A 12880-nucleotide genomic window follows, 5' to 3' on the forward strand; every position below is an offset into this window, starting at 1 on the left:
CGGTCACCTCTCCTTCTGCAGTAGGGACAGCGCGGCGATGAGTTCGGCCTGGGGTTCGGGGTGGATCTCCAGGGCGTCGAGGGGTGCCAGACGGCGCTCGCGTTCGGTGTGCATGACCCGGTCGAGGTGCTCGGTGAGCAGTCGCCCGCCCCGGTCGCGCAGCCGCAGCGCCCCGTGCGCCCCGATCCGCTCGGCGAGCCCTTCGCCGGCCGGACGCGCCCGGCGGCCGCCCAGCAGCGCGGTGGTGACGAGGGCCGCGACAACCTCGGGGTCCGGCGCGACATTGCGGTCGAGGTCGCGGACCTCTTCCTCGGCGTACTCCTCCAGCTCGCGCCGCCACCGCCGTACGGCCATCCCGATGCGGTCCTCGGCGCTCTCCGCGGACGGTTCCTGTTCCGTCAGCTCCGGGGCGCTCGCCGCGGGTTCACGCCGCCAGGCCTCCCGGATGCGCTCGTCGGCGGCGGTGACGGCGCACAGCAGAAGCGTGGCCAGGCTCTCCACGAGCGCGTCCAGGAGCTCTCCGGCGGAGCAGTCCAGGGGGAACGCACGCCACCGTTTGAGGGCGTCTCCGGCGAGTACGGCGCCTGCCTGCAGCCGCCCGCGCACGCGCGCGTGCTCGCTGTCGTACGCGCCTTCGACGGCGTTGGTGAGCCGCAGGGCCGCCGCGTACTGGGCGGAGGCGGCACTGGCCAGTTCGGGCAGCCGGGTCCTGAGGGAGTCGAGCATCCCGTTGGCGGTACGGGCCATGGCCTGCTGCCGGGCGGCCGGGTCCTGAGCCAGGTGTACGAGCCAGGTCCGCAGCGAGGCCACGGCGGTGGCCGGCAGCAGGCCGCTTCCCCAGGCGGACTCGGGCAGTTCGGGCACGGTGAAGCGCGGCACATCGCCGAGTCCGGCCTTGGTGAGCAGCGCGCCGTACTGCCGGGACACCTCGGAGACGACCTGGTGCGGCACGCGGTCGAGCACCGTCACGAGGGTGGCGTCGTACTCCTTCGCGGTGCGCAGCAGATGCCAGGGGACGGCATCCGCGTAGCGGGCGGCCGTGGTGACCATGACCCAGATGTCGGCCGCGCAGACGAGTTCGGCGGCCAGGACACGGTTGTCGGCGATCAGGGAGTCGATGTCGGGGGCGTCGAGGAGGGCGAGCCCGCGCGGCATCGTGTCGGCGGTCTCGACGCGCAGCACGCGCGCGGGGTCCTCCCCGGGGAGCAACAGGTCCTCCCCGGCGTCCTGATGGGGCACCCACACGCGCGTGAGGTCGGGCAGCACTCTCATCCCGCTGAACCAGTGATGGTCCTCCGGGTGGCACACGAGTACCGGTGTCCGCGTGGTCGGCCGCAGCACGCCCGCCTCGCTGACCCGCCGCCCCACGAGGGAGTTGACGAGGGTCGACTTGCCGGCTCCCGTCGAGCCGCCCACGACGGCCAGCAGGGGTGCTTCGGGCTCCCGCAACCGGGGCACCAAGTAGTCGTCGAGCTGTGCGAGCAGTTCGTCGCGGTTGGCACGCGCGCGTGGAGCCCCGGCCAGGGGCAGCGGGAAGCGTGCGGCGGCGACACTGTCCCGCAGGGCGGAGAGTGCGTCGAGCAGCTGAGGCCGTACGTCCAAGGTCACCACATGCGGAGAATGCCCGATTTTAGGGGAATTCTGAAGCATATGAGCATGTCTGCGCGCCGACAGGACACAAGGGACGGAAGGGATGACTGGGACGCAGGCACAGTCCAGGCATAACGAGTGCACAACACCCGGTGCGTGAGGGCCCAAAAGCGATGCACGATTCGTACCTGCCTGCGATTATCAGGACCGCTTCACCGAACCTCCACATCGAGCCACGGAGGCGAAGCAACAGGGACAAGGACACGGGAGCCCTATCCTTGTCCCCGGCAACGTCACGGAACGGCCCACACCCGGGCACCCACGACAGCGGCCACACACCGGCCCCCGTAGCTCAGTGGATAGAGCAGGCGCCTTCTAAGCGCTTGGCCGCAGGTTCGAGTCCTGCCGGGGGCGCTTGCGTCCGAGCGTGTCAGGCCCTCCGCCCAGGAGGGCCTTTTTGCTGGTCGGGGCACATTAGCCAGTCCGGAGTAGCACGGGCGTAAGCGTTGACTGTCACGCTGGTGGGGCAGGCGGCAGTCCGAGTGGGAGCGGTTCCGCACGGCTTTTGGCGGGTGTTCTTCCCGAAAACTTCCCGAAGTTTTGGAGCGTGGTCTCTCTCAGCGCGGGCGGCGGGGCGGCGAGGACGGGGGTCTGGGAGGGGTCCCGGCAGGTGGTGCTGGAGGGAGAGCTGCGCTCATGACCGCACCCGGGAGTCGCTGTGGCCCTTCGATGCGCTGCTGGAGTTCGGCGAGCTGGCCCGTGATGCACCGGGCGTACGTCGCGAGCAGGACCGGGACGCTGTTGCCGGCCCATGCGGCGACCTGAGCGGGCGGGATGCCGTTGTTGAGCCAGGTGGTCAGGCAGGTGTGGCGCAGGTCGTACACGCGCTTGCCGGTCGGTGAGTCGTATTCGTGCTCGGGCAGGACGGCCTTGCGGGCCTTGTTCCAGGCACGGCGGAAGACCGATCCGGCGAGCAGGCCGCCCCTCTCGCCGGGGAAGAGGAGGTCGTCGGGCTGAAGGTCATCCTGCTTGATCAGGTCGCGGAGGATGGCGACGAGCGCGGGGTGGACGGGGACGGGACGGGTGTCCCCTTCGGCGCGGCCCTTGAGATGGCGGGTCTCGTGGACGTCTCCGTCGTCGGTCCACTGGCTGCCGACCTCAGGTTCGGTGGTGTGGACGAGCAGCTCGCCCCAGCCCTCGGCGGGCAAGGTGGCCGCGCTGACTCGCAGGGCGACGGCTTCCTCGGGGCGCAGGCCCGCGTAGTAGAGAGTGGCGAAGAAGGCGTGGAGGCGGTAGCCGGTGCGGGGGCGGTCAGCGATCCACGCCAAGAGGGCGGCGACCTGAACGGGGTTGAGCAGTGACCGCTTGTCGACGGCCTCCGCGACCTTGGGTGCCGCGTCCTCGTCCTTGCCCTTGGGCAACGGGTTGGAGGTGAGGATCTTCTGGCGGATGGCGTACTTGATCGCCACGTTGAGGATCCGCCGCTCCCGTCTGACCGAACTGGCGGCGGCCGGGGTGCCGTCCAGGAGGGTGTCGAGCGCGCGTAGGACGGTGTCGACGCGTTTGGTGTCCTCCCAGGCCGTCATGGGCAGGGAGTTGCGGCCGATCCACGACAGGACCGTGCGGATCTCGGGCGGAGCCTCGTCGCGCCGCAGCTTGTTGAAGGCGTACTCGCGCAGAGCCCGACGCACCTCGACCGGGTCGAAGCGGTCAGGGACTTCGGTCCGCAGGAGCGCGAGGGTGGCCTTGGTGAGGGCCTTGGCGGTGTTCTTGCGGTTGTTCGCCGAGATGCGCGGCCACTTCACGTCGACGTACTGGAGAGCGAACTCGTACCAGGTGCCTTCGGCCGCCGGCGTGCTCTGGGAGAGCGGCAGTCCGGTGTCGAGGTCGAAGGGCTCGCCGTTGTTGGCGGCGACGAGCAGCATCGCGCGAAACGATTCGGCCAGCGCGCTGGTGGGGAAGCCCTGGCCTCGGCGGTGGCCGTTGACGGACCAGCGGACGGTGTAGGTGGTCTTGCGCTTTCCCTTGTAGACCTCCGTGTCGTAGAAGCGGACCTTGAAGGACCGGTTGCTCACGCGTGGTCCTCGCAGTCGGTCAGCCAGTTCTCGTAGTCGGCGCGGCGGATGCGCAGGGCGCCATTGGGGATACGTATGCAGCGCGGGGCACGGCCCTTCTTACGCCAGTCGTAGAAGGTCGAGCGGGAGATGTGGAGGTCGGCGCAGAACTCTTCGACGGTGAGTTTGTCGGTGAGGCGACGGGACGGGGACGTCAAGCGGTGTTCCTTTGGCGGGTGGGGGTGGGGATCGGCTGCGCTCGACGCGGGCGGGCGCGACGAGGGCAAGCCGGATGGCGGGATTACAGGCTGGTGGCGGGGCAGAACCGCGCCCGTGCTCCCTCGGGATCCGGGAGCCGGGCGTAGGAAGCGCGCAGGGCGGAAGGCGTTCGGAGCCCGCGTTCACGGTTTGCGGGTTGGTCGGGTGCCGATGCCGCTGACCCGTCGCCGCGGGTTTGGTGTTCCTTTCGTTCGGCTGCGCGGCGTCGATCAGGGCACCCAACCGAGGTGAGCCGCAACGACTCGGCCTCGATCGGAGCCACAACGATCCAGAGAATCCCCGGTTTCGGTAACCGGGGATCGCGTGCTATACCGCAGCACGCGAACTTGATGACCGCGCCGGTCGGGTCGGCGACGGTGCCGTGCTTGCCCTCCCTGAGCTTGTATCTGCCGGCGGGGTCGTCGGACCCGGAGGCGCGGAGCGGGGAGGCCGAGGGCTGGGCTTGGCGGGTCAGAGGCGCGGAAGGCTGGCCGGCGGCAGCATGCGTTGTGCACGCTGTGGCGTCGACTCATCGAGGATGCGGATGATCTCTGCGAGGAGGTCCGGGTGCAGCAGTATGCGCGGCCCACTCAGGTGTGCGGTATCAGGCGTCGGCGCGCTCGATCCTTGACCCATCAGGCCGAGCAGCCGAGGGTCTCGGCGATCTCCTCGGGGCGGTAGAGGCGGGGCAGGGTGAGTTCGCCGTAGGTGCGATGCTGAAAGCGCTCGGAGGCAGGTGGGGCAAGAGAGGTGAGCCCTCACTCGGGGCGGGTGCCCTATCGGTGGTGCTGGCCGCTCTTCTCAGGCGGTACCCGATCCCCGCAGCAGCACGAGTGGGGAGACGGCAAGGGCTTCGGCTATCGCGGCAAGGTCGTCGATGTCGCAGCGCCGCTGGGCACGTTCGATGCGGGACAGCATCGTGTTGGTCATCGGACGGCCGAGGGCGGTGACGCGGGCGGCGAGCTCGCGCTGGGCGAGGCCGCGTTCGGTGCGGAGGATTTCGATGGTGCGGGCGGTCCGTATTCCGGCCGGTCCGATTTCCAGGGATCGTGCTGCCATGGCTCCATTTGTAGCTTGCATTCGCCGGTTTGGTTAACCGGCGATCGTCGGCTATGTTGCGCCCGCCGGACGGCCGGGAGTTACCTCTCGGCTAGGGATCCAGGTGTCCGGTGGGCGTTGTCTCTGCCGCCTCGACGCGTGCTCTGACGTGGGGTGTTGTGTTGTAGCTTGCGCCGCAGCGGGGAGTCAACGATGCCCCGATGTGATCCTTCTGGCTCCAGCTGACGGACCGTTATTTCGTCAACCGCCGATCCGGGTTTATCGTTTTGAAGATGCCTCGCAGCACACGTTCGCCGTCAGCTGTCTGATTTCCCAGCGGAATGCTGGACTAGTGCGGCATTGATGTGGCTGTCTTGGCTATACGACGCCACCAGCCCTCCCCCGCGCCTTCGGACCGGGGCTGTGCGCCCCCCTTCCCCGTGCACCGCCCGACGACGGCCGACCGCGCCTCTCCGCCCTCACCTAGGAGCCGCCGCCCGATGAGCTACGACGCCCGCGAATGGGTGTGGGACCACAGCCACAGCAAAGGCACCGCCCGCATGGTCCTCGCCCTGATCGCCGACCGGTGCCGCGACCGGCACTGCGTCGCGTACGCGTCCGTGCCCACCCTCATGAAACGCGCCAACGCCTCCCGCACCGCCGTGCGCGACGCCCTGGCCAAGCTGATCGCCAGCGGCGAGCTCGTGCCGCTCGCCGGCCGCAAGGGGCCACGGGGCGAGACGTACTACTGCCTCCCCCTCGCTGCCCGGTTCCTCGCGGAGCAGGCCGCGGAGGGGGACCGGAATTCGGCCCTGCAGGGGGATCAGATTCCGACCCTCGGGGGGTCGGAATCCGACCCGGTCGAGTCCTTCGAAAGGGGATCGGAATCCGACCCCGGGGAACGGAATCCGGCCCCCAGGGGGTACGGATTCCGACCCGGTGGGGGTGCAGATTCCGACCCCCAGAACTGTAGAGAACCGAAGGTGAACGGTAAGAGCAGCAGCAGCTCTGCCCCGCTCATCTCCGCAACAGAGTGGGAGATCGACGACGACGCCCGTGCCTGGCTGCAGCAAAACGGCCACCTCGACCGACTCGGCGAGCACGCCCTGCACGCCGCCGACGAGAAGTGGCGCACCTACCGGGCCACCTGGGCGCCCCGCACCGCCGCCGCGTGGGCGGCCGACTGGCGCGCGTGGATCGCCCGCGAGCACACCCCCACCCCTGGCCGCCCCAACCTCTACGCCGTGCCCGGCGGCCCGCCCACCCCAACCACCGGCATGACGCGCTCCGAGGCGCACATGGCCGCTCTGCTCGCCGCCCTCGACGAACCGACCGGAACGGAGTGATCCGCCTTTGGACCGACGCGAAGTCGCCGCCGTCCTCGCCTACATCGGCCGCCTTGACCCTCGCACCATCCGCACCGGCACAGACGATGCCCGTGACCAGATCACCCAGTGGCAGGAGCTGCTCGACGACGTGCCCTTCGTCACCGACCACGGCTGGGACGTCCGCGAGGCGATACGGTCTCACGTCCTCGACTCGCCGTACCCGATCCTGCCCGTGGACATCGCCCGCAGATGGCGTGCCCACCGACGCGACCGCCTCGACCGGCACACCGACCCCACACCGGCTGCCGACCCGGACGATCCGGCCGCCTGGCGAGCCGAGTTGCTCCGCGCCCGGAACGCGGTCGCCGCCGGCATAGCCTCCCCTTCGACGCATCGGCAGATCACCAGCGGTCGCCGGCCTCGCGAGGTCGAGGAGCGGCTGCGCGAGATCGGGTCGTGCATCCCGCCAGCCGTCCGCGCCGAGCTGGCCCCCTACCGTCCGACCCGCGCCGCGCGCGAGGCCGCCGTCGCCGAGGGCGTCCCAGACGCGCTGGCTGTCCGGTGCGACTGGTGCCACGCGCCCGTGGGCTCCCCTTGCCGTCAACGCAGGGCGAGCCCCGACGGAACCGCCCCGGGCAACGCCGTACGAGCGACTCCCCACCCGTCACGCGTCGACCTCGCCGCTGCCCGGACAGGCCGACACCGAGCTGCGTGACGGGGACGGGCTTCGCTCCTCGCGGCAGCTACGTGGGGATACGGCCGTCGGTCCCCGCACCGCGTACACGGTCCCGACGAACACTTTGGGGACCGTGTACGCGGGGACTGTGCCGACGACTACTGGGGATGGTCCCCTCTGAAACCGCAGCTCAGAGGGCCTTTCATGCCGTCCCCAGAGCGTCCCCAGAACGGGGACCGTCCCCACAGCGGCCCCTTCGGTCCCCTCCGGGACCGTCCCCGCGACGACGTGTCAGGGGGACCGTCCCCGTGACGACGTGTCAGGGGGACCGTCCCCGATGAGCGTCGCATCCTCGTCCCCAAGCGTCTGGGGACGGTGCACCGCAGCGCCTTGGGGACCCGTATCCGTCCCCTCGTTTCAACCGCAGCCCTCGCTCGAACAGCGCCTATCTCGGTTGCCTGTCCAGACCTCAGCCCACCACCGCTGAACCGCTCCGGCCGCTGCCCTCACACGGCACCTCAGCGGCGCTCCCCTATCGAACACACCCAGGAGAACCACACGTGCACGACCGATACCACGAACACACCAACCAGCAGGAGACACCCATCGCCCCAGACAACCGCGCAGCAAGTTGTCGGGTAAGGAGTCCTTACCCGGCCTCCGCCCCTGGGGTGGCGGAGGCACCCGGCGCCGAGGGGGCACCGAGGTCGGCCGGCCCGGGGGTGCCGACCGAGACGGGAGCCACCAGACCGTCGCCCCACGACGCGCAGACGCCGACGCCGCAGCGCCGCCTGCGTCAGCCGCGCCTGCGTGAGCGCCGCGTCCATCCCCGTTACAGCGACAGCGAGTTCACCGATCTGGCCCACGCCGCCGCGCTCAGCGGTATGCAGATCGGCGGCTACGTTGCCGAGGCGTCGCTCGCCGCAGCCCGCGCTGAAGACCCCACCGCCGCGATCGCCGACTATCGCGCCATGGTGAAGGCGCTGATGGCCGCCAACCGGCAGCTCGGCATGATCGGCAACAACCTCAACCAGCTCACCTGGCACCTCAACAAGGACGGCGCCTGGCCCGAGCCGGACGCCGTCCACCGGCTCCTGGCCCGCGTCGAAGCGTCGATCGCCGACGTGGACACTGCCGTCGCCCAGGTCACCGAGGGAAGGCAGGGCCGGTGATACCGAAGATCATCACGGGCAAGGGCAGCACCCGCCGTCTGATCGCCTACCTCTTCGGCAAGGGCGACGCCAACGAGCATGTCGACCCGCACCTGGTCGCGTCCTGGAATGACTTCGCCCCCGACCCGGGTCGCAGCCCTCACCGCGACCCGAAGGAGGTGGAGAAGCAGCTCTTCACTCAGCTCGACCAGCCGGTGGCGATGCTCGGGCGACGGGCTCCCCAGACGACGGTCTGGCACTGCCCGGTCCGCGCCGCCCCCGAAGACCCGATTCTGTCCGACGCCGAGTGGGCGGAGATCGCCCGCCGGGTCGTGGCCGCCGCCGGCATCGCACCCGCCGGAGACACTGAAGCCTGCCGCTGGGTTGCCGTACGGCATGCCGACGACCACATCCACATCGCCGCCACCCTCGTCCGCCAAGACGGACGCCGCCCCAAGCGGGACTACGACGTCCGGGCCGTCCAGCGCGAGGCCCGCCAGATCGAAGTCGACTATGGGCTGAGGCGGTTGAAGCCGGGCGACGGTACCGCAGCCAAGCGCCCCACCAGCAAGGAGCACTTCAAGGCCAAGCGCCTGGGCCAGGACGCCACCTCTCGCGAGATCCTGCGCCGGCGCGTCCGCCGCGCGATGGCCGCCGCCTCTACGGAGACCGAGTTCTTCGTCCTACTGGAGGCGTCCGGCGTGGTGGTGCGGCTGAAGACAGAGCCGTCGGGAGATGTGTCCGGCTACAGCGTCAGCCTGCCCGGCGACGTCAACAAGCAGGGCGAACCCATCTGGTACGCCGGTTCCACTCTCTCCGGCGACCTCTCCCTGCCCCAGGTCCGAAAGCGCCTCGCGACGACGGCTCCCGCCCCGGTCACCGTCCAGCCGGGCAACCCGTGGCACCAGGCCACTGCCGCCGCCGAACGCATCCCCCACCACCTCACCCACAGTGACGACGGGGTCGCCCAGGGCCAGCTGGCCGCGCTCGGTGGAGCACTCGACCTGCTCTCCCTCACTGCCCCGGCCGCAGCACGGGCCGAGCTGGAACGAGCCGCCGCGGCATTCGAGCGGGCCGCTCGCTCCCGCATCGCCGCCGACCACGCCAGTGCCCGTGTCCTGCGCCGCAGCGTCCAGGCGATCTGGAACGACCCCGTACGCCACGGGGAAGGTGCCGGACTGGCGATGCTGATCGACGCCGCGCTCACCGCCGTCGCCTACGCCGTGCACTGGCACCGCACCCGTCAGCATGCCCAGCAGGAAGCGGCAGCAGAACGGGCCCTGGTCCATCTGCAAGCGGCGTACGCGCAGGTCGCGGAACCCGTCTTGGTGGGGCTCGCCCACCGCTCACCTGGTCTGCAGAGCAAGCGCCGCTATGCCCACCACCTCCAGGAGGCGGTTCCCGAGCACGCCGAGCGCATCCTCAACGACCGTGCCTGGGATGCCCTGGCCACGGTGCTCGCTGAAGCGGAGGCGGCAGGCCACAATGCCTCCGCCCTCCTCGACCAGGCCGTCCGCCAACGCACGTTGGACGACGCCCGCAGCCCTGCGCGCGCCCTGACCTGGCGCATCCATCGCCTCGGCCAGCGCCACGCACCCGGCCCACAGGCACAGGCAGCCACCGCCCGCCACACCGTGCAGCGCCCGGCCACGCCCCCGCTCTTTCCGGAGGCCAAGGGACGACAGCGCTGATCACGTCGCCACGGACACCCCAGGGCCGAGGAGTTCCAATGCCTCCTCCCACCGGTATCGGTCGGCGCCTCCGCCGGCCTTGGGCTTGTGGGGCTCGTACGAGCCGATCAGGACGCCCATCTCGAACAGCTGGTCCAGACTCCGGCGGTAGGCGGGGTGGGCGGCCTGGGCCGAGTTCAGATACGGCAGGACGGCGGTGGGGATGCCCATGCCGTACGCCTCGCACAGGATGCCCAGCGCGAGGGTGTCGGAGATGCCGGCGGCCCACTTGTTGACCGTGTTGAAGGTGGCCGGCGCGACGGCGATCGCGTCCGCGGGCGGCAGCGGACGTGCCTCACCGGGAGTGCGCCAGGCCGAGCGGATCGGATAGCCGGTCTGGGCCTCGATCGCCTCGGCGTCGAGGAAGCCCAGCCCCTGCGGGGTGGCGACGACCCCGACGTCCCAATGCCGCTCCTGTGCGGCGGTGATCAGCCTGCCGACGTCACCCGCGATGCCGGACGCGCAGACGACGACGTACAGGAAGGGCTTCTTGCCCGGTTCCTTGGTGGTGGGCTCGGTCACGCGGGGGCTCCAGGATGGTGGGCTTCTCGTTGGGCGGCCAGCTGATTGGCCAGCGCATCGGGCCCGATCTTGCTCAGAGCCCACAGGCTGCTGGATCGACGGGCCCACCGCCAGAGCGGGTTGTCCACAGGGATGTGGAAGGGCAGCACGGGAATGCCGTGGGTGTCGAAGGGAGCGGCGTCGAGGTAGCGCAGACCACCGGTGCCGCACAGATAGCGGGTGCTGCCGGTGGCTGCCGCAAGGTCGGCGAGGCGCTCGGAGCGGCCTTGCCGGGTCGGGATCTCACTGCTGTCCCGCACCTTCCCCGACCAGCCGAGAACGCTGAGCAGGGCGATCGTCGATGCCCTCGCGAGGTCGGCCACACGGTCCGTGTCGTCGAGCGCGTCCAGCACCTCGGACACAGCGCCCCAGTAGGGGCTGCGGCCGTAGTACTGGCGAACGAGAAGTTGGACCGTCCGGCGCGAGCGACGCGGATCAACGAGCCGCGCCTGGTTGATCAGCGTCGGGCGCCCGTGGGGAAGGTGCGTCGGGAGCGTGAGCCACTGCTGTCGGGATGGATCGTCCAGGGCAGCGAGACGGGCGCGGTGCTGGTAGTCGCGCCGGGCGAACTGCACGTCGTCCAGAACGATCCAGCGGTCGGCGGAGAACAGCTTCGCCAGCGTGGACAGCCTGGGAAACAGGTTGGGTTGGTGGATCGCGCACAGCCCGCCTGACGCATCGGCACTGGGCGGTTCAGGTACTGATGAGGCGGCTGTCGAAGCCGGCGCCCAGGAGGCGCTCGTAAGCGTCATGCACATCCCCCGGTACGTCCTGCTCGACGGCGAAGCCGAGCTTCGGGTACTCGATCACCCGTTGCAGGTCGCCGACGAGCATGTCGACGACGAGCTGCTCGTCGCCGATGGACTTGATGTAGTCGTCCAACTCCAGCGGCTCCGAGGCGCAGACAACCTCAACTTCGGGCCACAGCTTGCGGCAGGTCGCGTACGAGCGGCGCTCCATGTACGGCTTGGAGATCAGCAGCAGCGACTGCACGTCCACCCCTGCCTCCGTCAGCAGCTCGCGGGAGAAGGTGATGTTCTGGCCGGTGTTGGCGGCCTTCGGCTCGACCAGGATCGCTTCGTCCGGCACACCCAGGCTCAGCGCGTGCTCGCGGTAGTGCACAGCCTCGCCTCGCGGGAAACGGGCCCGGGTGGTGGGACTGTTGCCGCCGCTGAAGACCACGACCGGAAAGAGCCCGGCGCGGTACAGGTCGACCGCCGCGGTGGCGACCCCGAGGTCGTGGCTGCCCAGGCCGATCGCCGCCGAGCAGGGCCGCTGCTCGTGGCCCATCTGGTGGTAGTTCCAGATCAGCGTCGCGTCGTCGAACTGCTCGTCGGTGATCTGGCGCTGCTCGTGCTCCGGCACTGGCACTCCCTGGCTCATCCTTGCTGGCCCTTTCGGATGCCCTCAATACTGCGCAGCTGGTGGCTCAGCCCGTACTGGCGGGCCACCTGTGCCGCCTGATCGAGGACGGACAGCCCATCATTCCGGGTCGCCGCATCCGACAGAAGGATGTGCCCGTACGCGGTGTCCAGCCTCACCCGCTGCATCGGGGAGTCGACCGTGCCGGTGGTGCGCGCGATGTCGATGCAGTGCAGGGCCTGCTTCAGGTCGCCAGCACCCCGGTGGGCCAGGGCCAGCTTCTGGTGGGCGACCGACCAGTCCTCCGGCTCGCCCAGGTCCTCGAAGGCACGCGTGGCGGCCGTCATCGCGTTGGTGGCGTACGCGTTGTTGCCCTCCTTGCTCAGGGCCGTTCCCACCCAAAGCTGCGCCCTGGCCCGGTCGCGCGGGCTCAAGCGCTCGTCCCCAGCGAGGAGTTCGTACTGGCGGGCCGAGACCTCCAGCTGGCCGGACATCTCCTGGACCACGGCGAGTGAGAGCTCGGTCTGGGCCACACGGCGCGGGATGTCGAGTTCGGAGAACATGCCGCGGGCGGTCAGGTACGAGTGCCGGGCGGAGAGCGGGCCGAGGATCGCTCCCTGGTCACGCTGAAGGTCGCCGAGAAGGACGAGGGAACGGCCGTAGAGGTAAAGACCCTTGTCATCCAGGCGATGCGGGTCGTGGCTGCCCAGCCAACGGTTCAACAGCGTGGCGGCGAAGGGGAAGTTCTGGCGGCCGACGCAGACGACAGCACGCTCGATGTCCTCGGTCCAGGTCTCATAGTCCGCCGGCCGCGCGCTCTTCCGCTCGGGGAACAACAGCGCCTCGAACCTGGAATGGGCGGCAGAGTCTGCACGGGCGAGGGCGGTGTCGAGGATGGCCTGCGTGTCCGGTCGGGGCTGGGTTTCGCTCCCGAGGCTCTCCCACTTGGCCACCGTGCGCAGCGCGACACCGAGGTGCTCGGCGAAAGCGCGCGTACTCATGCGCAGCGCGGCGCGCAAGGCGCTCGCCTCCCGACCCGTCCATTGCTGCACGCTGACCACGGATGACCTCCCTCCGTCACGTATGGAAGCACTCTCGGTGACGACTTGGGGCGGGAAGTGCAACGGAAGTA

General features: G+C 70.0%; 12 protein-coding genes and 1 tRNA gene. 5 read left to right on the top strand and 8 right to left on the bottom strand.

Translation table 11 applies throughout. The features are described from left to right. Nucleotides 1-3: 3 nt before the first annotated feature. On the bottom strand, nucleotides 4-1611 hold the full coding sequence (locus tag ABD355_RS23795) for a dynamin family protein (protein ID WP_344402602.1): 1608 nt from the start codon (nucleotides 1609-1611) through the stop codon (nucleotides 4-6). 320 nt (nucleotides 1612-1931) lie between these two features. Between ABD355_RS23795 and ABD355_RS23800 the strand changes: the two genes are divergently transcribed. Then, nucleotides 1932-2004, top strand: a tRNA-Arg gene (locus ABD355_RS23800). A gap of 203 nt (nucleotides 2005-2207) precedes the next feature. Here the strand turns inward: ABD355_RS23800 and ABD355_RS23805 are convergent. From ABD355_RS23805 to ABD355_RS23815, 3 genes are all read right to left on the bottom strand, one after another. Beyond that, nucleotides 2208-3665, bottom strand: a complete 1458-nt coding sequence (locus ABD355_RS23805; RefSeq protein ID WP_344402603.1) for a tyrosine-type recombinase/integrase — start codon at nucleotides 3663-3665, stop codon at nucleotides 2208-2210. Further along, nucleotides 3662-3862 carry a helix-turn-helix transcriptional regulator gene (locus ABD355_RS23810; protein WP_344402604.1) on the bottom strand — a complete coding sequence of 67 codons (201 nt, stop codon included), beginning with the start codon at nucleotides 3860-3862 and terminating at the stop codon, nucleotides 3662-3664. Before ABD355_RS23810 ends, ABD355_RS23805 begins: the two co-directional genes overlap by 4 nt. Before the next feature lie 841 nt (nucleotides 3863-4703). After that, nucleotides 4704-4961 carry a helix-turn-helix domain-containing protein gene (locus tag ABD355_RS23815; RefSeq protein WP_344402605.1) on the bottom strand — a complete coding sequence of 86 codons (258 nt, stop codon included), beginning with the start codon at nucleotides 4959-4961 and terminating at the stop codon, nucleotides 4704-4706. A 479-nt stretch (nucleotides 4962-5440) separates the two neighbouring features. On the opposite strand from ABD355_RS23815, the gene ABD355_RS23820 reads away from it, so the two are divergent. From ABD355_RS23820 to ABD355_RS23835, 4 genes are all read left to right on the top strand, one after another. Then, complete coding sequence (locus tag ABD355_RS23820; protein ID WP_344402606.1) at nucleotides 5441-6286, top strand: helix-turn-helix domain-containing protein; 846 nt, start codon at nucleotides 5441-5443, stop codon at nucleotides 6284-6286. Between the two features lie 7 nt (nucleotides 6287-6293). After that, nucleotides 6294-6983: a zinc finger domain-containing protein gene (locus ABD355_RS23825; RefSeq protein WP_344402607.1), complete on the top strand. Its 690-nt coding sequence runs from the start codon at nucleotides 6294-6296 to the stop codon at nucleotides 6981-6983. 683 nt (nucleotides 6984-7666) lie between these two features. After that, the gene (locus ABD355_RS23830) at nucleotides 7667-8116 is read left to right on the top strand and encodes a plasmid mobilization protein (RefSeq protein WP_344402608.1); all 450 of its coding nucleotides are present in this window, start codon (nucleotides 7667-7669) and stop codon (nucleotides 8114-8116) included. After that, nucleotides 8113-9786: a relaxase family protein gene (locus ABD355_RS23835; protein WP_344402609.1), complete on the top strand. Its 1674-nt coding sequence runs from the start codon at nucleotides 8113-8115 to the stop codon at nucleotides 9784-9786. The genes ABD355_RS23830 and ABD355_RS23835 overlap by 4 nt, the downstream gene beginning before the upstream one ends. Here ABD355_RS23835 and ABD355_RS23840 read toward each other — a convergent pair whose 3' ends face one another. Genes ABD355_RS23840 through ABD355_RS23855 form a run of 4 tightly spaced genes read right to left on the bottom strand, consistent with a single transcriptional unit; the run spans nucleotide 9787 to nucleotide 12809 of the window. Then, nucleotides 9787-10347 (bottom strand): flavoprotein, encoded by a 561-nt coding sequence (locus tag ABD355_RS23840; protein ID WP_344402610.1) that lies wholly within the window; start codon nucleotides 10345-10347, stop codon nucleotides 9787-9789. Further along, nucleotides 10344-11138 carry a WbqC family protein gene (locus ABD355_RS23845; protein WP_344402612.1) on the bottom strand — a complete coding sequence of 265 codons (795 nt, stop codon included), beginning with the start codon at nucleotides 11136-11138 and terminating at the stop codon, nucleotides 10344-10346. Before ABD355_RS23845 ends, ABD355_RS23840 begins: the two co-directional genes overlap by 4 nt. Next, on the bottom strand, nucleotides 11080-11769 hold the full coding sequence (locus ABD355_RS23850) for a YdcF family protein (RefSeq protein WP_344402613.1): 690 nt from the start codon (nucleotides 11767-11769) through the stop codon (nucleotides 11080-11082). Before ABD355_RS23850 ends, ABD355_RS23845 begins: the two co-directional genes overlap by 59 nt. Next, nucleotides 11766-12809, bottom strand: a complete 1044-nt coding sequence (locus tag ABD355_RS23855; protein ID WP_344402614.1) for a helix-turn-helix domain-containing protein — start codon at nucleotides 12807-12809, stop codon at nucleotides 11766-11768. The genes ABD355_RS23850 and ABD355_RS23855 overlap by 4 nt, the downstream gene beginning before the upstream one ends. Between the last annotated feature and the right edge of the window lie 71 nt (nucleotides 12810-12880).

The sequence above is a fragment of the Streptomyces longisporus genome, assembly GCF_039532765.1.
GTDB classification, from domain to species: domain Bacteria; phylum Actinomycetota; class Actinomycetes; order Streptomycetales; family Streptomycetaceae; genus Streptomyces; species Streptomyces longisporus.